General features: G+C 41.5%; 27 protein-coding genes (1 of these 27 only partly in view). 21 read left to right on the top strand and 6 right to left on the bottom strand.

What is annotated here, in order from left to right; genetic code table 11:
• Nucleotides 1-9 precede the first annotated feature (9 nt).
• From AAGD16_RS14295 to AAGD16_RS14285, 3 genes are all read left to right on the top strand, one after another.
• Nucleotides 10-3,585, top strand: coding sequence for a M1 family aminopeptidase (locus tag AAGD16_RS14295; protein ID WP_377112572.1), 3,576 nt, complete (start codon nucleotides 10-12; stop codon nucleotides 3,583-3,585).
• Nucleotides 3,586-4,317: 732 nt separating this feature from the next.
• Nucleotides 4,318-4,632, top strand: coding sequence for a Bor family protein (locus AAGD16_RS14290; RefSeq protein ID WP_377112568.1), 315 nt, complete (start codon nucleotides 4,318-4,320; stop codon nucleotides 4,630-4,632).
• Nucleotides 4,629-4,958 (top strand): Bor/Iss family lipoprotein, encoded by a 330-nt coding sequence (locus AAGD16_RS14285; RefSeq protein WP_377112565.1) that lies wholly within the window; start codon nucleotides 4,629-4,631, stop codon nucleotides 4,956-4,958. Before AAGD16_RS14290 ends, AAGD16_RS14285 begins: the two co-directional genes overlap by 4 nt.
• On the opposite strand, the gene AAGD16_RS14280 is transcribed toward AAGD16_RS14285, so the two are convergent.
• The 6 genes from AAGD16_RS14280 to AAGD16_RS14255 form a co-directional block, all read right to left on the bottom strand.
• Nucleotides 4,959-6,197, bottom strand: coding sequence for an ABC transporter permease (locus AAGD16_RS14280; RefSeq protein WP_377112562.1), 1,239 nt, complete (start codon nucleotides 6,195-6,197; stop codon nucleotides 4,959-4,961).
• Nucleotides 6,190-6,897: an ABC transporter ATP-binding protein gene (locus tag AAGD16_RS14275; RefSeq protein WP_008467268.1), complete on the bottom strand. Its 708-nt coding sequence runs from the start codon at nucleotides 6,895-6,897 to the stop codon at nucleotides 6,190-6,192. Before AAGD16_RS14275 ends, AAGD16_RS14280 begins: the two co-directional genes overlap by 8 nt.
• Nucleotides 6,897-8,063: an efflux RND transporter periplasmic adaptor subunit gene (locus AAGD16_RS14270; protein WP_028834846.1), complete on the bottom strand. Its 1,167-nt coding sequence runs from the start codon at nucleotides 8,061-8,063 to the stop codon at nucleotides 6,897-6,899. The genes AAGD16_RS14275 and AAGD16_RS14270 overlap by 1 nt, the downstream gene beginning before the upstream one ends.
• A gap of 48 nt (nucleotides 8,064-8,111) precedes the next feature.
• Nucleotides 8,112-8,822: a YIP1 family protein gene (locus AAGD16_RS14265; protein ID WP_013466079.1), complete on the bottom strand. Its 711-nt coding sequence runs from the start codon at nucleotides 8,820-8,822 to the stop codon at nucleotides 8,112-8,114.
• A 195-nt stretch (nucleotides 8,823-9,017) separates the two neighbouring features.
• Nucleotides 9,018-9,695, bottom strand: a complete 678-nt coding sequence (locus tag AAGD16_RS14260) for a TorF family putative porin (RefSeq protein ID WP_024602208.1) — start codon at nucleotides 9,693-9,695, stop codon at nucleotides 9,018-9,020.
• A gap of 313 nt (nucleotides 9,696-10,008) precedes the next feature.
• Nucleotides 10,009-11,172 (bottom strand): hypothetical protein, encoded by a 1,164-nt coding sequence (locus tag AAGD16_RS14255; RefSeq protein ID WP_377112556.1) that lies wholly within the window; start codon nucleotides 11,170-11,172, stop codon nucleotides 10,009-10,011.
• Between the two features lie 266 nt (nucleotides 11,173-11,438).
• On the opposite strand from AAGD16_RS14255, the gene AAGD16_RS14250 reads away from it, so the two are divergent.
• From AAGD16_RS14250 to rplQ, 18 genes are all read left to right on the top strand, one after another.
• Complete coding sequence (locus tag AAGD16_RS14250) at nucleotides 11,439-13,397, top strand: AsmA family protein (RefSeq protein WP_377112553.1); 1,959 nt, start codon at nucleotides 11,439-11,441, stop codon at nucleotides 13,395-13,397.
• A gap of 274 nt (nucleotides 13,398-13,671) precedes the next feature.
• A complete protein-coding gene (gene rplN / locus AAGD16_RS14245; RefSeq protein ID WP_008115397.1) occupies nucleotides 13,672-14,040 on the top strand; it encodes a 50S ribosomal protein L14 in 369 nt (122 codons plus the stop codon).
• Nucleotides 14,041-14,050: 10 nt separating this feature from the next.
• Complete coding sequence (rplX, locus tag AAGD16_RS14240; protein ID WP_377112549.1) at nucleotides 14,051-14,365, top strand: 50S ribosomal protein L24; 315 nt, start codon at nucleotides 14,051-14,053, stop codon at nucleotides 14,363-14,365.
• Between the two features lie 16 nt (nucleotides 14,366-14,381).
• Nucleotides 14,382-14,921, top strand: a complete 540-nt coding sequence (gene rplE, locus AAGD16_RS14235) for a 50S ribosomal protein L5 (protein ID WP_010392500.1) — start codon at nucleotides 14,382-14,384, stop codon at nucleotides 14,919-14,921.
• Nucleotides 14,922-14,931: 10 nt separating this feature from the next.
• Nucleotides 14,932-15,237, top strand: a complete 306-nt coding sequence (rpsN, locus tag AAGD16_RS14230) for a 30S ribosomal protein S14 (protein ID WP_006794245.1) — start codon at nucleotides 14,932-14,934, stop codon at nucleotides 15,235-15,237.
• A 21-nt stretch (nucleotides 15,238-15,258) separates the two neighbouring features.
• Nucleotides 15,259-15,651, top strand: a complete 393-nt coding sequence (gene rpsH / locus AAGD16_RS14225) for a 30S ribosomal protein S8 (RefSeq protein ID WP_016899320.1) — start codon at nucleotides 15,259-15,261, stop codon at nucleotides 15,649-15,651.
• Nucleotides 15,652-15,664: 13 nt separating this feature from the next.
• Nucleotides 15,665-16,198, top strand: a complete 534-nt coding sequence (gene rplF / locus AAGD16_RS14220; RefSeq protein ID WP_006794247.1) for a 50S ribosomal protein L6 — start codon at nucleotides 15,665-15,667, stop codon at nucleotides 16,196-16,198.
• A 9-nt stretch (nucleotides 16,199-16,207) separates the two neighbouring features.
• On the top strand, nucleotides 16,208-16,558 hold the full coding sequence (gene rplR, locus AAGD16_RS14215; protein ID WP_008115388.1) for a 50S ribosomal protein L18: 351 nt from the start codon (nucleotides 16,208-16,210) through the stop codon (nucleotides 16,556-16,558).
• A 9-nt stretch (nucleotides 16,559-16,567) separates the two neighbouring features.
• Entirely contained in the window at nucleotides 16,568-17,074 is a 507-nt protein-coding gene (gene rpsE / locus AAGD16_RS14210) for a 30S ribosomal protein S5 (RefSeq protein WP_008115387.1), read from the top strand.
• A gap of 3 nt (nucleotides 17,075-17,077) precedes the next feature.
• Entirely contained in the window at nucleotides 17,078-17,260 is a 183-nt protein-coding gene (rpmD, locus tag AAGD16_RS14205; protein WP_008115384.1) for a 50S ribosomal protein L30, read from the top strand.
• A 4-nt stretch (nucleotides 17,261-17,264) separates the two neighbouring features.
• Entirely contained in the window at nucleotides 17,265-17,699 is a 435-nt protein-coding gene (rplO, locus tag AAGD16_RS14200) for a 50S ribosomal protein L15 (RefSeq protein WP_013466073.1), read from the top strand.
• 10 nt (nucleotides 17,700-17,709) lie between these two features.
• Nucleotides 17,710-19,038 carry a preprotein translocase subunit SecY gene (gene secY, locus AAGD16_RS14195; RefSeq protein WP_008115380.1) on the top strand — a complete coding sequence of 443 codons (1,329 nt, stop codon included), beginning with the start codon at nucleotides 17,710-17,712 and terminating at the stop codon, nucleotides 19,036-19,038.
• Between the two features lie 22 nt (nucleotides 19,039-19,060).
• Complete coding sequence (rpmJ, locus tag AAGD16_RS14190; protein WP_002959476.1) at nucleotides 19,061-19,174, top strand: 50S ribosomal protein L36; 114 nt, start codon at nucleotides 19,061-19,063, stop codon at nucleotides 19,172-19,174.
• A gap of 125 nt (nucleotides 19,175-19,299) precedes the next feature.
• Complete coding sequence (gene rpsM / locus AAGD16_RS14185; protein ID WP_008115377.1) at nucleotides 19,300-19,656, top strand: 30S ribosomal protein S13; 357 nt, start codon at nucleotides 19,300-19,302, stop codon at nucleotides 19,654-19,656.
• A 12-nt stretch (nucleotides 19,657-19,668) separates the two neighbouring features.
• On the top strand, nucleotides 19,669-20,055 hold the full coding sequence (gene rpsK / locus AAGD16_RS14180) for a 30S ribosomal protein S11 (protein WP_002959471.1): 387 nt from the start codon (nucleotides 19,669-19,671) through the stop codon (nucleotides 20,053-20,055).
• Between the two features lie 21 nt (nucleotides 20,056-20,076).
• Entirely contained in the window at nucleotides 20,077-20,697 is a 621-nt protein-coding gene (gene rpsD / locus AAGD16_RS14175; RefSeq protein ID WP_002959461.1) for a 30S ribosomal protein S4, read from the top strand.
• A gap of 24 nt (nucleotides 20,698-20,721) precedes the next feature.
• On the top strand, nucleotides 20,722-21,708 hold the full coding sequence (locus tag AAGD16_RS14170) for a DNA-directed RNA polymerase subunit alpha (RefSeq protein WP_008115371.1): 987 nt from the start codon (nucleotides 20,722-20,724) through the stop codon (nucleotides 21,706-21,708).
• A 39-nt stretch (nucleotides 21,709-21,747) separates the two neighbouring features.
• Nucleotides 21,748-21,856, top strand: the 5' portion of a protein-coding gene (gene rplQ, locus AAGD16_RS14165) for a 50S ribosomal protein L17 (protein ID WP_013466072.1). Its footprint extends 293 nt past the window's final position; 109 of the gene's 402 nt are visible here — the first part of the coding sequence; it begins with the start codon at nucleotides 21,748-21,750; its stop codon lies beyond the right edge, outside the window.

Below are 21,856 nucleotides of genomic sequence, written 5' to 3'. Positions count from 1 at the left end.
ATACAGATTATGTTGTTTAAAATGATGCAATTTGAGCTGCGCTATTTTATGCGTCAGCCCTCTTTCTATATCACGTCACTTATTTTGTTCTTTCTCACTTTTATGGCGTCGGTGTCTGACACGGTGCAAATAGGAGGAAGCAGCAATGTGAATGTAAATTCTCCTTACGCAATTTTGCAAGTTATTGCGATTATGTCGGTGTTTGCTATTTTCTTAGTGGTCAATTTTGTCGGCAGTTCAGCTATTCGTGATGACGTGAGTAAACTCAATGAATTAGTTTTGAGTAAGCCACTAAATATCGCCCAATATAGGGCGGGCAGATTCATCGGGGCTTATTTAGTCACGCTATTGGTGTTTTCAACTACTATGTTGGGAGTGTGGATTGGCAGTGGTTTTGGTAGCCTAATTGGCTGGTTAGACAGTGAAATGTTGGGAGAGAATAAACTCAGTTACTATTTGGTACCATTCTTTTATATTGCAGCCCCTTCTTTATTTGTTGTCTCATCGCTAATTAATGTTGTCGCAATGCGTTTTCGCAGTATGGTGGCACTCTACTTGGTTGCAGTTGCGTTACTTATAAGCTACTTGGTTAGTTCAAATATATTTTCTGACATTCAATATCGCGAAATCTCAGCCTACCTAGATATGTTTGCTCTGTCAGCCGTGGGAATACAAATGGAATATTGGACAATAGCTGATCGCAACGTGATGGAAATTACGTTAACTGATCAACTATTACACAATAGGCTAATTTGGGTCGGTGTTGCTTTGGTGGCATTAGTAACCACAGCGCTCAATACATCCCATCACTTAATGCAAAAGCAAAAAGTGAAAGGCAAGGCCAATAAAGGTACCAATACTAATTCCGCAACTGCTCTTGGTTTTAATATAAAGGCAAAGGCGACAGGAAGTAATGCGTGGTCGCAGTTTTTAACGCGGACTGTTTTTGAAGTCAAACACGTTATAAAAAGCTATTCGTTTGGTATTTTGCTTATTTTATCTTTAGCGACATTAATTCCTGCGTTGGTAGGTTCAATGGGAGCATACGGAACTGATGTTTGGCCAGTTACTTTTAGAATGGTTGAGCTAATTCAAGAAAGCTTTAGCGTATTGATGATTATTGTACTGGTTTATTATTGTGGTGAACTTGTATGGCATGATCGTGAATCACGTATGGCAGACATAGTTGATGCTTACCCTGTTGCAAATTGGGTGTTCTGGGGTTCTAAATATGTAGCGCTAAGTGCTGTTTTATTATTGTTATGTGCATTTGGCTCTTTGGTGACATTGTTTTACCAAATGATTATGGGCATGGAGAACTTTGATATTGCACAATATGTAATCAGGCTTGGTTATTTATTTGTACTTATGCTTATTTTTCAAGGCGGCTTTGCTTTTTTATTACAGGTAATGAGCCCCAATAAATACGTTGGAATGGGTTTGTATGTGCTGTATTTTATCGTTACTTCGGTGGCGAGTAATTATGGCTTTGAGCATAAAATGCTTAAAATAGGTAGCACGCCAAGTGCTCCTTATTCAGACATTAATGGTTACGGCCACTTTTTAACTGCGGTGCATTGGTATAATTTATACTGGCTAGGCTTTAGTGTGATCATTGCTGCACTCAGCTATGCGCTTTGGCCTCGTGGTGCAGGGCAAGGTATAAAAACGCGCGTTAAGCTAATTGGTTATCAGCTAGGTAACTCAGGTAAAGTGATTGTAGTATGCGGTGCACTTATTTTTGTAGGCGCAGGCAGTTATATTTACTACAACACAACAGTGCTTAACCCATTTATTACTAGTGATCAGCGTGAAGACTTGAAAGAGCAATATGAACGTGAGTTTGGTCAATTTGCCGATGCGGCTGTGCCTATACCAACAGATGTTGTTGTTACTGCTGATATTTACCCTCAAGAGCGACGTATTAATGCAAGCGTAGTTATGCAAGTAGAAAATAAGTCGCAGCAATCGATTACACGAGTACTGGTGAATAAGCCTAATCATACTCACAACTGGAGTGTTGAGGTAGATGGTGCGCAACTGGGCGAGTTAAATGAGCAGTATCGTCATGCATGGTTAGAGTTTACAGAGCCAATGCAACCAAATGAAAGCCGCGAAATTGTGATGAGCGTAGAGCGCTATAGTAAAGGTTTCGTAGATAGAGGCAGTGATGAACAACTTTTATATAACGGTACATTCATAGATAACACTGCACTGTTTCCAACCTTTGGTTATTCCTTTGGTAAACAATTGCAAGATAAAAATGAGCGTCGTCAAAGAGGTTTGCCAGAGTTAAAGCGCGGTAATAAAATTGAAGAAACGCAATATCATAACCAACCTTTATTTGCGGATAATTACGTCAGTTTTGCTGCCACTATTACCACCGATGAGTCGCAAATTGCGATGGTTCCGGGTTACTTGCAATCACAAACTACTAAAGACGGCCGTACTACGTTTGTATACGAAATGGATGCACCTATGTTACATTTTTACACCTTGCTGTCTATGGAGCTTGAGGTGAAAAAAGAGCAGCACAATGGTGTAAATATTGAGGTGTATCATCACAAAGATCATGCTTGGAACGTAGATTCGATGATTCAATCTACTAAAGATTCTTTAGATTACTTTTCCAAAGAATTTAGCCCCTATCAGCATAAGCAAATGCGTATTATAGAGTATCCTCGCTATCGTGGTTTTGCGCAGAGTTTTGCTAATACAGTCCCATTCTCTGAAAATTTGGGATTTATTACCGATACGCGTGAACCTGATAACATTAACCTTCCTTACTACGTTACCGCCCATGAACTAGCACACCAGTGGTGGGCACATCAGGTGATTGGTGCGAACGTTGAGGGCTCTAATATTTTATCTGAAATGCTCTCGCAATATGCAGCAATCATGGTGATGAAAGAGAGATACGGTGAAAACAATCTTCGTAAATTCTTAAAGTATGAGCTAGATCGTTATTTGTTCGGACGAACGACTGAGCCTTATGAGGAGAGGACTCTTGCACGTACAGTAAGGCAGCAATACATCCATTATAACAAAGGGTCTGTGGTTATGATGGCCATTCATGATCTGTTAGGTGAGCAACGTTTAAATGCCGTTTTACGAGCTTTTTTGCAAGATTACCAATATGCACAAGATCGTTATCCTACCACGTTAGACTTTATTGCCTACCTAAAGCAAGGAGCGAGTGAGCAAGAGCAAGCATTCATTGAAGATCAGTTTAATGCCATTACATTATATGAGTTAAAGCTCAATGATATTGATGTTCAAGAGGCTGAATCTGTTGATGGCGAGCATACTGTTACGCTAACTATTTCTGCAGCAAAAAAACATGCAGATGGGGAAGGGAATGAAGAAGATGTGCCATTAGCTCAAATGATAGATGTCGCTTTGTTTAGCGCAGACCCTAACGAGATACATGACACAAATACTGTTATCTATATGCAAAAACATGAGATTAAAACAGGTGAAAATACCATTACATTAAAGGTAACTGAGTTACCTAAATTTGCTGGTGTTGACCCATTTATCAAATTAATAGATAAGAAAAGCGGAGATAATATCAAAGCACTATAATTACAAAAGGCCTCTTACGGGGCCTTTTCCTTATTCGCTAAATTTCCTATAAAGTCACCCGCTGTTTTTTATAACGCTTACCCTTTTCCTACTTCATGAATAAGTGTTCTAAGGCTTCATTGCTTGTGTGCTTATCACCATTTCGAATAAATAAAGTAATACTTTGTGCAATAAACTTGATGAAGATGCTTAACCTCTTTACCGATTTCGCTTGCGTGACTTGATTAGCTAAATAACACGAGTGGTGAAATGTTAAGTCGATGTGGGTAATTCATATTTTTGAACATTGAGTAGTCTTATTTTAGTTAACGTAGCGTCCACTTTAAGATAACCATTGCCTTATATACCCAAGCCACCTCAAGGTGCACGTTTCAGTTGGAATTAAAAGCGATTTAGGCCAGGCATTGATTGTAAGTAATAGTGGCTCTATTGTTAAAATCAATAACGCAGTATAAATCGCTTTTAAACCAACCCTTTGGGCGTTTCACAGGCACTTACTCTCAGTGTTGTTACTTCTTAAAAGGGACTGCCATTGTTGCAAAGTAACGCCTTGATATTTAGCCCCTGTGAAACGCTGAATTCTGCATCTTGAGGTGGTTTGGGTATAAGTACACTGTTAAAAAGTGTTGCCAGTTCTACGATTTGCCTACAAAGCTATAACCGTTTCTTACCATTTGATAGAAAACCTATGTATACAATTACAACTCTTAAATACATAAAAGGACAAACCTGATGAAGGCATTAATCACATGTTCAATAGTACTGATGCTGAGTGCATGTTCTTCGGTGACGATTCAACCACAAAAAATTGCCAAGTTAAGCGATAAACCAACATATCAAGATAGCCGCCCCTTTTTTATGTGGGGGCTCGTTGGTGAAGAGCGTGTGGATGTGAAAAAAGTATGCGGCGATCAAGCTGTAGTGCAAATGCAGTCGCAACAAACAGTGACAGATGGGGCTTTAGGGTTGGTCACATTAGGAATTTATGCGCCTCACACAGTAAAAGTATGGTGTGATGAGCAGCGAGTGGCAGGGGAGGTATTATGAAAAAATTAACGGTATTAGCAGCAAGTTTAGTGATACTCAGTGCGACTGGGTGTACCAATATTCATTTTGACAATGGCGAATACACAACGTCAGAGACTGCGAATAAAACAAAACAGTGGCATCACAATTTTGGACTCGGGTTATACGAAGGCTCCGATGCGATTAATTTATCGCAAACGTGTGCGGATGGTCAGTGGCAGAGTGTTCATACGTATAAATCATTTGTAAATGGTTTAGCTGAAATGGCCGTTAATGAAGTAGGCCCTGTTTGGTACCCTAAAACTGTCGAAGTCGACTGCGCCAAGGTACCTTACAAGGTGCAATAATTACTCGTAACGCAGTGCATCAATAGGATTTAGCCTTGCTGCTTTTATAGCGGGGGCTAATCCAAATACTATCCCAATTAACGATGTAAACCCAAACGACAGCATAATTGCCCAACCAGGTATATACGCATCAGGCATGCTCGGCACAGAGAGTGAAATAAGCGCAGCGGCGCCATAGCCAATAGCCAGACCAATTAACCCGCCAAAGAGTGATAACACCACGGCTTCAACTAAAAATTGCAGCATGATAAAACCAGGAGTCGCCCCCAGTGCTTTTAATGTGCCTATCACACGGGTGCGTTCGGTGACAGATACAAGCATAATGTTCATTACACCAATACCGCCAACAACAAGACTGATACCTACAATCCCTGCGGTAATTGCTGTAGCGCTACCTGTAAATTTATCAACGTTAGCGCGTGCTTTTTCAGCTGTTTCAAATTCAAAGTCGTTTTCTTGATTGTCTTTTAGTTTATGTAATTGGCGTAAAATGCGAGTGATTTTAGCAAGTACCAATTCTTCATCACTGTCTTCTTTGAGTCTAAACATAATTTGTACATTGCTGCTGCTACTTGGACCCTCTAATGCGCTCATGGTACTGATGGGAATATTAATATAATCGTCTTGATCGAACCCCAATAAACTACCTTGTTTTTCAGCCACGCCAATAATTCTAAACCACTCGCCGCCAAGTTTAATATATTCGCCTACAGGGTTTTTTGGCAGGTTTAGCTTTTCAATAATGGATGGACCAATAAAAGCAACTCGACGGCGCTTTTCATCATCCTCTGCGCGAATAAAGCGCCCAAGTTCTGGAAAGGTTCTATACGCTTTTTGGTAATCTTGCTCTGTACCCATTACTCGTGATGAGTGGCTTTTATTTCCATATTCAGCGCCACCAGAAAAACGCCAAGTAAACATCAGTGCAGTGAGTGTTTCAGCCTCTTTTACTCGGGCTTTTAAGACTAAAAAATCGTTGTAAGTGAGTTTAGCATTTTTGCCCACCATTTCTTGTTCAATGCTGGTAAAGGGTTTAATTGTGGTTACATCAGGTGCCATATCTGCGAGTTGATCGTTAATTTGCTTAGTAAAGCCTTGCATAACGGCTACCACTGTAATAACCGCGGCAACCCCAATTATAATCCCTAAACAAGTGAGTGCGCTTCGCATGGCATTGGCTTTAATGGCCATTAGTGCTGCTTTTGTTCCTTCCATAATTGCAATAGCAGATTTAAACATGCTGTTTGTCTCCTTCACCTTTACGCACATCGCTCACTACCTTGCCATCAACTAAGCGAATAACTCGCTGGCAATGATCTGCAATTTCTTGTTCGTGAGTTACCAAAATAATGGTGTGGCCTTCATTATGTAGCTCATCAAATAGCGCCATAATTTCAGTGGTAGTTTTGCTGTCTAGATTCCCGGTTGGTTCGTCACCGAGTAAAATATGCGGTTTAGTCACTAGCGCTCGTGCAATGGCAACACGCTGGCGTTGCCCACCAGACAACTGGCTTGATAGATGATCCACTTTATCACCGAGTCCTACACGTTTGAGTGCATCGAGGGCTTTTTGTTTACGTTGTTTTGCGGGTATAAACCTATAAACCAAAGGCTGCATCACATTTTCAAGTGCCGACGCACGCGGAAGTAAGTTAAAGCTCTGAAAAATAAAGCCAACACTTTCGTTACGCTGATGAGCGAGCTCGGTTTCTGTCATACTTTTTACAAGTTTATCTTTTAAAAAGTAATCCCCAGTAGTTGGAGTATCTAAGCAACCCAATAAGTTCATTAAAGTTGACTTACCTGAACCTGAAGGACCGATTATAGCGACATACTCGTTTTCATTAATGACCACGTTTACATCATCTAGGGCCTTAAATATTTGCTCACCCATTTTGTATTGCTTGTTAATATGCTCAAGCTTGATTACCGCCGACATTATTGCGCATCCTTGGCAGTTGTTTGCTTAACTTTTACCGTATCATTTTCTTTTAGTTTACTGATAGGACGTGCAGGGCCAATAACAATTCGCTCCCCTTTATTTAAACCTTGGGTAATTGCTTGCTCTATATCTGAAGAAATACCTACTTCTACATAGGCTTTGCTTACAGTGTTATCGTCGTTTAAACGCCATACAAACGTTTTGTCATCTTCTTTTTGTACGGCTTCGATAGGGAGCTTTAAGCCATTCACAGCAAGGCTTGTTGCGATTTCTGCACGGCAGCTCATACCTGCATATAGTTGCCTATCGGTATTATCAAGTAACACTTTCACTCGAAATGATAAACCTTGTGAACCTGCTTGGTTTTTTGCTGAGGTTCCAATGTTAATGACCTTGCCAGTGAAGGGTTGATTGGGGTACGCAGCAGCATAAATATCTGCATGCTGGTCCAATTTAATGCCAGCAATATCAGTTTCATCAACTCTGAGCTCAGCTAAAATAGCGCTTGGGTCGGCAACCAGCATTAAATCTGAGCCAATAATATTAGTGGTGCCGGCAATAACGGTTTCGCCTTCTTTAATATTTACTGAGGCGAGCAAACCACTCATTGGAGCACGAAATACACTTTTGCTAAGTCTATCTTCAGCGATTGAAAGAGAGGCTTTGGCTTGATTATAAGACTCTACTCTGGCTTCAATATCTATTTTGGCAAGGTCGCGTGCATTTTGTAAGTTCTCGTATACTTCTTGCCCTGCTAGGCCTACGTCATAAAGCTCTTTTTGACGTTTAAGCTGACGTTCAAAGTTCAAAAGGCGTGTTTTACTATGTTTTATTTCTATTTCGCTAGCTCGCAATACCGCTTTATTACGTGTTACTTCTGACTCAAAAGCAGTGGTATCTAAGCGCATTAAAATGTCGCCTTGTTTTACACTTTGCCCTTCTTCAACAAACACCTTGTCGACTCGTCCGGTTACCTCTGAACGTAACTGCACTTGAGTATTAAAGACTAAATTGCCAGAGGCCATAATGGAGTCTGCAATACTACCTTGCTCAACCTGTGCAACATTTACCTCTGGTGCTTTTTCATCGCCAGTAATTTGCTTTGATACAACAAGAGCAATAAAAGCTGCAATTGCAAGGGTAATGATAATCGCTTTTTTCATTTTTATTTCCGTATTTATGAGTAGGCAGAAAAGTTTGCCTACATTCCTTTAAGCAACAATAATAATTGTCCAGATGCTGTAAATGATAATGGTCGGTAGCGCAGCAAAAAGAAGTGCTTTATTAAAGCTGAAATTAGTCCAACACTTTAACCCAATAGCAACCAAAGCTATGCTCCAAAGACTAAAAATACTTAAACTCTCCATCATATTATAGAAGCTATCTCCAAGCTCTAATCCCAGAAATAACTGATTTATAGAGGCGTAATTGAATAAACTAATAGGTAATTCATTGTTACTGGCTGTAAGAACTAGCGCAACAACACCTAAACTTGAAATAACCATGGGCATCATGCTCCAAACACCAAAACCATACCACGCACCATAGCTATAATTAGCATCAGGGTCTTGCTTAGATATCAACATGTAATACCCAGATAGGAGTGCATTTATAAAAAGAAGGCCGAAAATACCCCCGCCAATTGCAAACCACACTTGGTTATCGAGGCTTTGCTCCATACTTTGACGGATCATTTTTTTCTCGCCGATTGTGGCATCCACACTCGCTGCAGCAACCTGCTGGTCTAAAATAAATTGTGAGTCTGCAGTGGTATAAAATGTATAAGCAGAGGCTGCAAGGGTTAGAGCGAGAAGTGCAAAAGCAAGCCAAGACCAGCCTTTAGCTTCTTTTAGCCCATTAAAAGCCTTGCTTGGGCTGATAAAAATGTCGATACAAGCAGATAGCGCGTTAGATGACTTCATGATTATTCCTTTATGATTTTCTCAATAGTGAACTATATAGTTATCAGTCATATACTAAGGTAAAAGCGAGGTAAGTTGATTTATTAATTGTAACGGTTTGTTAACAAGGTGTGGCGTGATTAGATCTAGTTAAGTTATTTAAAACGAGAAAAGGGCCTTTCGGCCCTTAGTGTTGCAGCAAGTAACACATTCTTTTTATAGGCTAAAGTCGACAGCGTAGGCTACATAAGCTTTAACATCTGAGCCGTCCATGTCGTTATCAGATAGGCCAAAGGTAAAACCATCTTTAGACACTGATACACCATAATCAATAATATTGTCATCACCGATGAAATCGCCTGAGTAATGCCCTATGTGTAGCGCCATTTCAGTGCCATTGCTACCAACAGCGAAGCTGTAATCGGCGTTTAAATACAGTGAATCACCAAAATCAGTACCATCACCACTGGCAGCAGATGTTGCAAGTACGGCTGCACCAAATGTAAAACCTTGCACACTAATGCTACCGTAAACTTCTGAAAAATCAGCATCTGCACCTGATGCCGCATCTGGGTAAGCGTAATAAATATAACCTACGTCATAACTTACGTTTTCATTAATAGCGCCGCCAAAACCGGCGTATAAATCTAGTTCGTAGGTCATTTCATCGGCCCAAGACGCATTTGACGCCCAGGTACCCGCATAAAAGCCAGATTCATTAGCGTAATCAATACCACCAGATACAGCTGCATCGCCCCCAGTTTGCTCTTGTCCGCGCCATAAGTAGTTAGAAGTAGCTGCTGCATTGGCTGTTACTTCGGCAAAGGCCGTTGTTGATGCCATTCCTGTTAATGCCAATGCACTGATGAGTATTGTTTTTTGTAGTTTTAGCATGTTTCATTTCCCATTGTATGATTTTGCACGCCAAGGTTTTTATTATAAACGACTACAACCTTTTGAATCGCGGCGTATTATTAGGTTACTGCAGGGGGAAATGCACTGTATGTGCCAGCTTCCATTTATTTAATAAAAAATAAATTTTATATTATAAAACAAAGTGTTGAAATTATGCGCAAAGACGCTTTGTGAAAAGTATGTAAGGAAAGAACACACTGCTGGTGCAAAAAAAAGCCTGGCTGCACCATTAGAGCGCTACCAGGCTACCTATATTAGGGTCTGTTAAAGCTAATTGCGTTTGATATACGTCTTATCCAAAAATGGTACGCATAAGTGTAATTGTTTCGTTTACACCACGGCCTTTTTGTACTTCGTTAATAATAGAATCACGCTTAGCACGAATATGCTCTGGGATATCATCAGCAGCAAGTGCGCGGTCTACTAATATTTCAGCCGATTCTTTTTCTCGGCGTGGCGCTTTACTGCTGCTCGAAGTACTACGTGTAGGTTTATTAAGTAGCTTAATGTAGTTAGAGTTATCTGCAGTATTCGTATCTGCATAATAAAAAAAGCAAGGTATTAGCGCTTTTATATCCACTAACTGAGTTTCTAGTTCATTACCTGCATTGGCCATTTTAAACCATGACATGGCGTGAATGCTTTGTACTACATCTTGCCAGTAACGCTCAAAGTCGCGGTTATTTAGTTTGGTGATACCTAAAGCGGAGCACAATGCATCTAGGCGACTATTGCTAATCGGTGTAAATACATCAGGGCGGCGCATTGCTAATAAACGGGTTGCAGGCGCTAGTGTTGGTTTTTCATCACTGCCATTAAATGCACTCAAGTAAGCAATTACAAATTGTTGGTAATTACTTTGCGCTACATCACCCTCAAGTGGGATATTGCTCAGGGCATCGTCAAATGCACCTGGCAAGTCAGCCAGCATCTGGTGAAAGCCTTTAGCACTTTTTGTAGAGGCAAACCATTCTACATCAAAGTTATAAGTACTCGGGTCGAGTGACGCCATGTGCTTACCGCTAAAAGCGAGTAAGTCTTCAGGGATCATATCTTTTAACGGCTTTTCACGCAGGCCTGCAATATAAGTAGTTAAACGTAGCTGCTCATCAAGTGCCACAAGTTCTTTATGTTGCTCTACAAACATACTCACTACTGGCCAAGGCGCTACCCGTAATGTTTTTAACTGTAAAAAGCTAATCGCTGAAATAAGTTGGTCGTGCAGTTTTTTTAATAATGGTAATTGTGAGGTTTCGAGTAAGTCGTAATTAATGCGGTCGCGGCTTGCACTTAATAGCTCGTAACACCAACCTAAAAAATCTTCTGGATGGTTTTCCACTTTCACGGCCATCAGGTTTAGGCTTAGCTCTGAAGATTGCTTCAGAATGTTTTGATAAATTTGACTTTCTTGTTCGCCTAATGCCATTTTTGACGGTGAAATTAGCAGTTTCTTCATGCCTTGTAGACTCTCCGGTTAGATATATTTTTTAGTCGCTACATTTTAGCTTATTTAGGCTAAATACAACAGGGGCGCGCATCATACCGAACAATTGCAGCAATGTAATCAGGGGCATGAATCTTTAAATTTATTAAAATGAGTTTTGAAAACCTGATTTTAAAAAGGGATGCCCTAATTGATATGTTTTTTATTTATTTAACAATGCTTTTAGTGTTAACTCCCGCTATGATAAGAACATTATTTGCACGTTTGAAAGGATGATCATGAAGACCTTATTTAAAATTATTGGTGTCATATTATTGCTATGCATAGCGTTAATTGTTGCTGCACCTTTTTTAATTCCTACTGATACCATTTTTAATAAAGTGTCTGAGCAGGTTGAAAAAACAACTGGGCGCACATTAACCATAAAGGGCGATAAAACCCTCAGTGTATTCCCTGCATTAAAATTAGAGCTTAATGATGTGCATTTTGCCAATATGCCTAGCGGTTCTCGCGCTGATATGGCAAGTATGCAGCAACTTGCCGTTCATATTCCTTGGCTTTCATTACTCGGTGGCGAGTTAAAGCTAGAAAAGTTTGTCATTAATGAGCCTGATATTTTGCTAGAAACCGATAAAAGCGGTAAAGCTAACTGGCAGTTATTTGATGCAGTGGCCAAGCAACCTGAGCAGCAAACTCAATCGGGTGAGGCAGTCAAACTACCTGAAAACTTTGATATTCAATTAGGTGAAGTCGCTATTTATGGCGGGTCGTTTACATATTTAGATGGTCAAACGGGTGCTAAACAACAAATTAGCGATTTAGAACTGGCTATATTACTGCCTTCACTGCGCAAACAGCTCGAAGTCAAAGGGGCTATTACTTATATGCAAGAGCGATTTGAGCTTGATGTAAAACTTGATACCCCAGCAAAAGCGATTGAAGGCGCCACATTTAATGTAAAGCAAACGCTTAACTCACGTTTAGTCGATTTAACGTTTGATGGCAGCATAGCCAAACAAGGCCAAGATATTAAAGGATTATTAGCACTTAACGGTGATTCAGTTAAAAATATTGCTAACTGGCAAGGGGTTGACTTAAACGCTAAAGACAATGCGTTTAATGCCTTTAGTATCAATACCCAAATGCACTTGCTCAGTGAGGAGTTTAACCTAACAGAATTAGTTGCAACGCTCGATGCACTCGAGATTAAAGGTAAAAGTAAGGTGAATCTAGGCAGCCGTTTAGCGGTTAATGCTGATATTGACCTAGGGATGCTTGATTTAAATCCTTACTTACCAGAAACCGTAGCTAAAAAAGAAGCCCCAGTAAAAGACGAGTCTAAGCCTGCAGAACCGATTGTATGGGATGATACTAAAATTGATTTAAGTGGCTTAGGTGCATTAGATGCAAATGTGATTGTTCGTTCAAGTGGTTTAAAAGCTAACGACATTAAACTAGGCGCTAATCAGTTTACTATGGCACTTAAAAATAGCATTGCTAAATTAAGCTTAGATAGCTTTGTCGCTTATGAAGGAACAGGTAAAGGGGTGGTTACTATCAATGCCCAAAATACCCCTTATAAAATAGCAACCAACTTCGATTTAGATAAAATAGAGGCACAGCCCTTACTTACTGATGCTGCAGGCTTTGATAAGCTAATGGGCAAGGGCTCTTTAAGTTGGAATCTAACCACGGCAGGGCAAAGCCAAAAAACATTCATTAACGCGCTTAATGGTAAGCTAGGGTTCAAGTTCGCGGATGGTGCCGTTAAGGGAGCAAACGTAGCGGAAATGGTGCGTAAGGGTAAAGAGCTAGTTAAAGGCAACTTTAATACCGTGTCTGAGGGATTAGATACAGGGTTTGAAGAATCTGAGAAAACCGATTTCTCTGCACTTTCTGGTAGTTTTAACTTTACCAATGGCGTAGGCAAAAATACTGATTTATCGTTGATCAGCCCTTTAATACGCATTTCAGGTGAAGGAGACGTTGATTTACCGCAAACTCTGGTTAATTACCGCCTAGTAACAGGCGTCGTGGACTCTATTGAAGGTCAAGGTACAACCGATGACAGTACTGGCTTTAAAGTTCCTTTACGCATAAAAGGCCCGTTTCATGACGTAAATATAAAGCTTGATGTAAGTAATGCTTTAAAAGATGAAGCTAAGCAAAAGCTTGATGATGCAAAAGACAAAGCTAAAGATAAAATTAAAGACAAATTAAAAGGTTTGTTTGGCTAATTTTAATTACTGATATAAAACAAGGCATCAACAAGATGCCTTGTTTGTTTTATAACCACCTGTAAATTAGATAAATAGCATAGAAAACCTCGTTTTAATTTAGCATCCCTATTAAATTAATTAAAAAATAACCTACCACTCCCCCCTCAATGCTGATACAATTGCCCGCCCTTAAGAGACATCTAGTATGTTTTTTGAGTGGAATTCAATCGAAATGTCTTGATTTTAAACAAATTTAAGACAAGTTGTAATTACTACACCGGAGGTCATTAACATGATCCAAATGCAAACTCAGCTGGAAGTTGCTGATAACAGCGGCGCTCGCAAAGTGCAGTGTATAAAAGTCCTTGGTGGTTCACACCGTCGCTATGCAGCGATTGGCGATATCATTAAAGTTTCTGTAAAAGAAGCGATTCCTCGCGGTAAAGTGAAGAAAGGTGATGTTAAAAACGCGGTAGTTGTGCGTACCAAAAAAGGCGTTCGTCGTCCAGACGGTTCATTGATCCGTTTCGACAGCAATGCGGCTGTTATCTTAAATGATAACTTGCAGCCTATTGGTACTCGTATTTTCGGCCCTGTGACTCGCGAACTTCGTAATGAAAAGTTCATGAAAATCGTTTCACTAGCCCCAGAAGTACTGTAAGGAGTCTATCATGGCAGCAAAAATCCGTCGTGATGACGAAGTAATCGTACTAGCAGGTAAAGACAAAGGTAAGCGCGGCAAAGTGCTTTCAGTTGTAACCGAGTCTGGTCGAGTATTTGTCGAAGGCATTAACTTAATCAAGAAACACCAAAAGCCGGTTCCACAGTTGAACCAAGCTGGCGGTATTGTTGAGAAAGAAGCGTCTATCGACGTATCAAACGTTGCGATCTACAACTCGGAAACGAGCAAAGCAGATCGTGTAGGTTTCAAGGTTGAAGATGGTAAGAAATTACGTATCTTTAAATCTACTGGTAAAACTATCTAATAGTTGGAGTAGAATGATGGCGAAACTGCATGAAGTATATAAAGACAAAGTAGTTGCTGAACTTCAAGAGAAGTTTGGTTTCAGCTCTGTCATGCAAGTCCCTCAGATCGAAAAGATCACATTAAACATGGGTGTGGGCGAAGCCTTAGCTGACAAGAAGATTTTAGATAACGCTGTTGCGGATCTAGAAGCTATCTCTGGTCAGAAACCTTTAATCACTAAAGCACGCAAATCTGTTGCTGGCTTCAAAGTGCGTGAAGGTTACCCGATTGGTTGTAAAGTAACCCTACGCGGCGAGCGTATGTGGGACTTTTTTGAGCGTTTGGTTTCAATCGCTATCCCACGTATCCGTGACTTCCGTGGTGTGAGTGCTAAGTCTTTTGATGGACGCGGTAACTACAGCATGGGCGTACGTGAACAAATCATCTTCCCAGAAATTGATTATGATAAAGTAGACCGTGTACGCGGTATGGATATCACAATCACTACATCTGCGAAATCAGATGAGGAAGGCCGTGCGTTGTTAGAAGCGTTTAACTTCCCATTCAAGAAATAAGGGTAGGGTTATGGCAAAGAATTCTATGAAAGCGCGCGAAGCAAAGCGCACTAAACTAGTTGCTCAGTACGCTGAAAAGCGTGCAGCACTAAAAGCTATCATCAGTGATGTTAATACATCTGAAGATGATCGTTGGGACGCGGTACTTAAGCTACAAGCTTTACCTCGTGATTCTAGCCCTGCACGTCAACGTAATCGTTGTAACATTACGGGCCGCCCACATGGTTTCCTTCGCAAATTCGGCATGAGCCGTATTAAAGTTCGCGAAGCAGCTATGCGCGGTGAAATTCCTGGCCTTAAAAAGGCTAGCTGGTAATAGAATCATGGGAGTAAGACTATGAGCTTGCAAGATCCTATCGCGGATTTATTTACACGAATCCGTAACGGTCAGTCAGCGAAGAAAGTATCTGTAACGATGCCTAATTCGAAACTGAAAGTAGCAGTAGCTAATGTATTAAAAAATGAAGGTTACATCGCAGACTTCTCAGTAAGTGGTGATGTAAAACCTGAGCTTTCTATCGAGTTAAAGTACTTCGAAGGCAAAGCTGTTATTGAAAATATCCAGCGTGTAAGTCGCCCTGGTCTACGTATCTATAAGAGACGTGACGAATTACCAAAGGTAATGGGTGGTTTAGGTATCGCTATCGTATCAACTTCTAAAGGCCTAATGACAGACCGCGCAGCACGTAGTGCAGGCGTTGGTGGTGAAATCATTGGTTTTGTAGCTTAATCGGAGGGGAACTATGTCTCGCATAGCAAAGGCACCAATAAACGTTCCTGCCGGTGTAGAAGTTACATTAAAAGGCCAGGAAATCACAGTTAAAGGCAAAAACGGTGAACTTACTCGTACTATCAACGATGCAGTTGAAGTACAAGTTAACGACAACGTTATTACAACTTTACCTCGTGAAGGCGTAGCCAATGCATGGGCACAAGCAGGTACTGCTCGCGCTCTAATCAACAACATGGTTGTTGGTACGCATGAAGGTTACGAGAAGAAACTTCAGTTAGTAGGTGTTGGTTACCGTGCTGCAGCTAAGGGCAAAGTTTTAGACTTAACTCTTGGTTTCTCGCACCCAGTTAATTTCGCAGTTCCTGAAGGAATTACGATTGAAACTCCAAGCCAAACAGAAGTTCTAGTTAAGGGCGTAGATAAGCAGTTAGTTGGTCAAACAGCTGCTAACATTCGTGCATACCGTAAACCTGAGCCTTATAAAGGTAAAGGTGTTCGTTATTCAGATGAGAATGTACGCCGTAAAGAGGCTAAGAAGAAGTAAGGTAAGACGATGGATAAAAAAACAGCTCGTCTACGTCGTGCTAAACGCACTCGTAGAAATTATATTGAACAAGGCACAACGCGTCTTGTTATCCACCGCACGCCACGTCACATTTACGCTCAAGTTGTAAACGCTGAGGGTAATGTACTGGCTGCTGCTTCTACTGTTGAGAAAGCTATTAGCGAAACAGTTAAAGGCACAGGCAACGTTGCAGCTGCACAAGCAGTTGGTAAAGCGGTTGCTGAACGTGCGGCTGACAAAGGCATCGAAAAGATTGCTTTTGATCGCAGTGGCTTTAAATATCACGGCCGTGTGAAGGCGCTAGCTGATGCTGCGCGTGAAGCCGGTTTGCAATTCTAGGAGTAGACAATGGCTAACGTAGAAGCAAAGCAACAACAGCCTGATTTAGCTGAAAAGCTAATCGCGGTGAACCGTGTGTCTAAAGTAGTTAAAGGTGGTCGTATCTTTAGCTTTACTGCACTAACTGTAGTTGGTGATGGCGCAGGTAAAGTAGGTTTCGGTTATGGTAAAGCACGTGAAGTTCCAGCTGCTATTCAAAAAGCAATGGAAAAAGCACGTCGTAACATGATCAACGTAGACCTAAATGGCAACACATTACAGCATCCTGTTAAAGGACGTCATGCTGGCTCACAAGTGTTTATGAAACCAGCATCTGAAGGTACTGGTATCATTGCAGGTGGTGCTATGCGTGCAGTACTTGAAGTGACTGGTGTGCAGAACGTACTTTCTAAATGTTACGGTTCTACTAACCCGATCAACGTTGTACGTGCAACGATCTCAGCTCTTGAGAACATGAATTCTCCTCAGTCGATCGCTGCAAAACGTGGTCTTCGAGTAGATGAGATTTTGGGGTAAACCATGGCTAATAAAACTGTAAAAGTAACACAAGTAAAAAGCTCTATCGGTCGTTTACCGAAGCATAAAGCTACATTACGCGGTCTTGGTTTACGTCGTATCAATCACACTGTTGAGTTAGAAGACACAGCATGTGTACGTGGTATGATTAACCAGGTTTATTACATGGTTAAGGTAGAGGGGTAATTCGATGCATTTGAATACACTTTCACCTGCTGCAGGTTCAAAAACTGCTCCAAAACGTGTTGGTCGTGGTATCGGTTCTGGTCTTGGTAAGACTGGTGGCCGTGGTCACAAAGGTCAAAAATCACGTTCTGGCGGTAAAGTACGCGTTGGTTTCGAAGGCGGTCAAATGCCTATGCAACGTCGTCTACCTAAGTTCGGTTTCACTTCTCGCAAATCATTAGTATCTGCAGAAATTAACCTATACGAAATCGCTAAAGTTGAAGGCGATGTGGTAGACCTAAGCGCGTTACAAGCAGCTGGTCTAGTTAAAAAGAACGTTCAGTTCGTTAAAGTTGTTAAATCTGGCGAAGTTTCACGCGCTGTTACCGTTAAAGGCCTTAAGGCTACTAAAGGTGCACGCGAAGCTATCGAAGCTGCCGGAGGCAAGGTAGAAGACTAAGGAAGTACTAATGGCTAAACCAGGTCAAGATACACAAAGTGCACAAGGTGGACTTTCGGAATTGAAGCGCCGATTACTCTTCGTATTGGGTGCTATCATAATTTACCGTCTAGGTTCATTTGTGCCGATCCCTGGGATTGACGCCGCTGTACTTGCCGATTTCTTCGAGCAACAAAAGGGCACCATTGTTGAAATGTTCAACATGTTTAGCGGTGGTGCGCTTGAGCGAGCTTCAGTGTTAGCACTGGGTATCATGCCGTATATCTCGGCTTCGATTATTACGCAACTATTAACGCATATGTATCCGCCGTTTATAGAGCTTAAGAAAGAAGGTGAGCAAGGGCGTAAAAAGATAAGCCAGTACACACGCTACGGCACGCTTGTGCTTGCTACTATCCAATCAATCGGTATTGCCACAAGCTTACCGGGCATGATGAACGGGTTAGTTGTTAACCCAGGTATGGGATTCTATTTCACCGCAGTGGTGAGTTTAGTAACCGGTACTATGTTCCTTATGTGGTTGGGCGAACAGATAACAGAACGTGGTATCGGTAACGGTATCTCAGTTCTAATATTTGTTGGTATTGTAGCTAACCTGCCGTCTGCTATTGGTTCGACAGCCGAAATGGCGCGCCAAGGTGATTTGAATGTTTTTGTACTGTTGATGGTTGCGGTTATAGTATTCGCTGTTACTTATCTTGTTGTATTCTTTGAACGTGGACAACGACGTATCGTTGTTAACTACGCCAAACGTCAACAAGGTCGTCAAGTATTTGCTGCTCAAAGCACGCATTTACCTCTGAAAGTAAATATGGCGGGTGTTATTCCACCAATCTTCGCTAGCAGTATAATTCTGTTCCCTGGTACAATTGCAAGCTGGTTCGGCCAGGGTGAAGGTCCGGTTGCTGATGTGCTACAAGCAATTGCTACAACGTTGACTCCAGGTCAGCCTTTGTATGCAATGGTTTTAGCTGCGGCTATCATCTTCTTCTGCTTTTTCTACACAGCGTTGGTTTTTAACCCGCGTGAAACGGCAGACAACCTGAAAAAATCTGGCGCATTTATCCCAGGTATTCGTCCAGGTGAGCAGACATCTAAATACATTGATAAAGTGATGACACGCCTGACATTGGCAGGTGCTTTGTATATAACCTTTATCTGTCTGGTGCCCGAATTCATGACTATGGCATGGCAAACGCCATTCTATTTCGGCGGTACATCAATTTTGATTATCGTTGTAGTAATCATGGACTTTATGGCACAAGTACAGACGCATCTGATGTCACATCAGTATGATTCTGTGCTGAAAAAAGCGAACCTTAAAGGCTACGGTCGATAAGGTCAGTTTACGGAGTTGAGCAATGAAAGTACGTGCTTCCGTTAAGAAAATATGCCGTAACTGTAAAGTTATTAAACGTGCTGGTGTAGTACGCGTAATTTGCAGTGAGCCTAAGCATAAGCAAAGGCAAGGCTAAGTAAACAGTCGTGCAGGCTGAGGTTTCTCGGCCTGTGTTTTTAGTTGTGATTTGGTCTTCGTTTGAGTATCCTTACGGGCTTTTCAAACAGATGATTACCAAATTCAAATATAGGAGATGTGTTAGTGGCCCGTATCGCTGGCATTAACGTCCCTGATCATAAACATGCAGTTATTGGTTTAACAGCTATTTATGGCATAGGTAAGACTCGCTCTAAGGCTATCTTAGAAGCGACTGGTATCGCCGAGACCACAAAAATCGGTGAACTTTCAGACGAAACACTTGACGTATTGCGTGAAGCAGTTGGCAAGTACACTGTAGAAGGTGACCTTCGTCGTGAAGTTACTTTGAATATCAAGCGCCTTATGGACCTTGGTTGTTTCCGTGGCCTACGTCACCGTCGCTCTTTACCACTTCGTGGTCAAAGAACAAAGACTAACGCGCGTACCCGTAAGGGTCCTCGTAAGCCTATTAAGCGATAAGGGGATAGTAAAATGGCTAAGACACCAATTCGTCGTAAAAAGGTTAAAAAGCAAGTTGCTGATGGTATGGCTCATGTTCATGCGTCTTTCAACAACACTATTGTAACAATTACCGACCGTCAAGGTAATGCACTATCATGGGCTACTGCCGGTGGTTCAGGTTTCCGTGGTTCACGTAAATCTACTCCATTTGCTGCTCAGGTTGCTGCAGAGCGTGCAGGTACTGCTGCTCAAGAATACGGTTTAAAAAATCTAGAAGTTTTCATCAAAGGTCCAGGTCCAGGTCGTGAATCTGCTGTACGTGCTTTGAATGCTGCTGGTTACCGTATCACCAACATTACTGACGTGACGCCAATACCACACAATGGTTGTCGTCCACCGAAGAAACGTCGCGTTTAACAATAGGTTAGGAGAAATAACATGGCAAGATATTTGGGCCCTAAGCTCAAGCTGAGTCGTCGTGAAGGTACTGACCTGTTCCTTAAGAGCGGCGTAAGAGCTATCGACTCTAAGTGTAAACTTGAGACTGCACCTGGTCAGCACGGCGCTCGTAAAGGACGCTTATCTGATTACGGTTTACAATTACGTGAAAAGCAAAAAGTACGTCGTATCTACGGTGTATTAGAAAAGCAATTCCGTAACTACTACAAAGAAGCTGCTCGCCTTAAAGGTAATACAGGTGAAAACTTGTTACAGCTTTTAGAGCAACGTTTAGACAATGTTGTATATCGCATGGGTTTTGCTAGCACACGCGCTGAAGCACGTCAGTTAGTAAGCCACAAAGCGATTCTAGTTAATGGTCGTGTTGTGAACATTCCTTCATACGTAATTACTCCAGAAGATACTGTTGTAATCCGTGAGAAGTCTAAGACACAAGCACGTATCATCGCTGCTCTAGAGTTGGCTGAGCAACGTGAAAAGCCGACTTGGGTTGAAGTTGACGGTAAGAAATTGGAAGGTAGCTTCAAGCGCCTACCTGAGCGTTCAGATCTGTCTGCGGACATTAATGAACAACTAATCGTCGAACTTTACTCTAAGTAAAGTTAAGAGTTAAGAGAGGATAAAATGCAGGGTTCTGTTACAGAATTTCTAAAACCAAGGTTAGTCGATATCGACGCTATAAACCCAACGCGTTCTAAAGTAGTTTTAGAACCACTCGAGCGTGGCTTTGGTCACACTTTGGGTAATGCCTTACGCCGTATACTGTTATCATCTATGCCTGGATGTGCAGTAACTGAAGTTGAAATCGACGGTGTATTGCATGAGTACAGCGCGAAAGAAGGCGTACAAGAAGACATCATTGAAATACTACTAAACCTTAAAGGTCTAGCGGTAACGTTAGAAGGCAAAGATGAAGTTTTTCTGACCCTGACTAAATCTGGTGTAGGCCCTGTGACTGCGGCAGATATTCAGCACGATGGCGATGTAACAATTGCTAACCCAGATCATGTTATTTGTAATTTAACTACAAATAACAGCGAGATCAGCATGCGTATTCGTGTTGAGCGTGGTCGTGGTTATGTGCCGGCATCTAGTCGTTTATCCTCTGATGACGATGAGCGTCCAATTGGTCGATTGCTGCTTGATGCATCATTCAGCCCAGTTGAACGTATTGCGTACTCGGTTGAATCAGCCCGTGTTGAGCAACGTACAGACTTAGACAAGTTAATCATTGATATGGAAACAAACGGCACTTTAGATCCTGAAGAAGCGATCCGCCGTGCGTCTACTATCTTAGCTGAGCAACTAGATGCATTCGTAGATTTACGCGATGTAACTGAGCCAGAAGAGAAAGAAGAGAAGCCAGAATTCGATCCTATTCTACTTCGTCCAGTTGATGATCTTGAACTAACAGTACGTTCAGCAAACTGTTTGAAAGCCGAGCAAATTCAATATATCGGTGATTTAGTTCAGCGCACTGAAGTTGAGCTTCTTAAAACGCCTAATTTAGGTAAGAAGTCTCTAACTGAAATAAAAGACGTGCTAGCTTCACGTGGTCTTTCTCTAGGTATGCGCCTAGAAAATTGGCCGCCTGCAAGCCTAGCTGAATAATCTAAATCACTATATTAGTTTAGTTAGAAGGATAGGGTCATGCGCCATCGTAAGAGTGGTCGTCAATTAAACCGTAACAGTAGCCATCGTAAAGCGATGTTCAGCAATATGGCAGGTTCTTTGGTGAAACATGAAATCATCAAAACTA

It is taken from the genome of Pseudoalteromonas sp. M58, assembly GCF_042604605.1.
In the GTDB taxonomy this organism is placed as follows: domain Bacteria; phylum Pseudomonadota; class Gammaproteobacteria; order Enterobacterales; family Alteromonadaceae; genus Pseudoalteromonas; species Pseudoalteromonas tetraodonis.
The sequence above is the reverse complement of the archived record's forward strand: the minus strand, read 5'-3'. Positions and strand labels throughout refer to the sequence as shown.

Bases quoted from the DNA above. Each gene is read 5' to 3' on its own strand.
- AAGD16_RS14250 (WP_377112553.1), top strand. From the start codon at position 11,439: ATGAAGACCTTATTTAAAATTATTGGTGTCATATTATTGCTATGCATA.
- rpsE (WP_008115387.1), top strand. From the start codon at position 16,568: ATGGCTAACGTAGAAGCAAAGCAACAACAGCCTGATTTAGCTGAAAAG.
- rplR (WP_008115388.1), top strand. From the start codon at position 16,208: ATGGATAAAAAAACAGCTCGTCTACGTCGTGCTAAACGCACTCGTAGA.
- rpsD (WP_002959461.1), top strand. From the start codon at position 20,077: ATGGCAAGATATTTGGGCCCTAAGCTCAAGCTGAGTCGTCGTGAAGGT.
- AAGD16_RS14290 (WP_377112568.1), top strand. From the start codon at position 4,318: ATGAAGGCATTAATCACATGTTCAATAGTACTGATGCTGAGTGCATGT.
- rplF (WP_006794247.1), top strand. From the start codon at position 15,665: ATGTCTCGCATAGCAAAGGCACCAATAAACGTTCCTGCCGGTGTAGAA.
- rplN (WP_008115397.1), top strand. From the start codon at position 13,672: ATGATCCAAATGCAAACTCAGCTGGAAGTTGCTGATAACAGCGGCGCT.
- rplE (WP_010392500.1), top strand. From the start codon at position 14,382: ATGGCGAAACTGCATGAAGTATATAAAGACAAAGTAGTTGCTGAACTT.
- rplX (WP_377112549.1), top strand. From the start codon at position 14,051: ATGGCAGCAAAAATCCGTCGTGATGACGAAGTAATCGTACTAGCAGGT.
- secY (WP_008115380.1), top strand. From the start codon at position 17,710: ATGGCTAAACCAGGTCAAGATACACAAAGTGCACAAGGTGGACTTTCG.
- AAGD16_RS14170 (WP_008115371.1), top strand. From the start codon at position 20,722: ATGCAGGGTTCTGTTACAGAATTTCTAAAACCAAGGTTAGTCGATATC.
- AAGD16_RS14275 (WP_008467268.1), bottom strand. From the start codon at position 6,897: ATGTCGGCGGTAATCAAGCTTGAGCATATTAACAAGCAATACAAAATG.
- rpsH (WP_016899320.1), top strand. From the start codon at position 15,259: ATGAGCTTGCAAGATCCTATCGCGGATTTATTTACACGAATCCGTAAC.
- rpsK (WP_002959471.1), top strand. From the start codon at position 19,669: ATGGCTAAGACACCAATTCGTCGTAAAAAGGTTAAAAAGCAAGTTGCT.
- AAGD16_RS14260 (WP_024602208.1), bottom strand. From the start codon at position 9,695: ATGCTAAAACTACAAAAAACAATACTCATCAGTGCATTGGCATTAACA.
- rpsN (WP_006794245.1), top strand. From the start codon at position 14,932: ATGGCAAAGAATTCTATGAAAGCGCGCGAAGCAAAGCGCACTAAACTA.
- AAGD16_RS14280 (WP_377112562.1), bottom strand. From the start codon at position 6,197: ATGTTTAAATCTGCTATTGCAATTATGGAAGGAACAAAAGCAGCACTA.
- rpmJ (WP_002959476.1), top strand. From the start codon at position 19,061: ATGAAAGTACGTGCTTCCGTTAAGAAAATATGCCGTAACTGTAAAGTT.
- AAGD16_RS14270 (WP_028834846.1), bottom strand. From the start codon at position 8,063: ATGAAAAAAGCGATTATCATTACCCTTGCAATTGCAGCTTTTATTGCT.
- AAGD16_RS14295 (WP_377112572.1), top strand. From the start codon at position 10: ATGTTGTTTAAAATGATGCAATTTGAGCTGCGCTATTTTATGCGTCAG.
- AAGD16_RS14255 (WP_377112556.1), bottom strand. From the start codon at position 11,172: ATGAAGAAACTGCTAATTTCACCGTCAAAAATGGCATTAGGCGAACAA.
- AAGD16_RS14265 (WP_013466079.1), bottom strand. From the start codon at position 8,822: ATGAAGTCATCTAACGCGCTATCTGCTTGTATCGACATTTTTATCAGC.
- rpmD (WP_008115384.1), top strand. From the start codon at position 17,078: ATGGCTAATAAAACTGTAAAAGTAACACAAGTAAAAAGCTCTATCGGT.
- rplO (WP_013466073.1), top strand. From the start codon at position 17,265: ATGCATTTGAATACACTTTCACCTGCTGCAGGTTCAAAAACTGCTCCA.
- AAGD16_RS14285 (WP_377112565.1), top strand. From the start codon at position 4,629: ATGAAAAAATTAACGGTATTAGCAGCAAGTTTAGTGATACTCAGTGCG.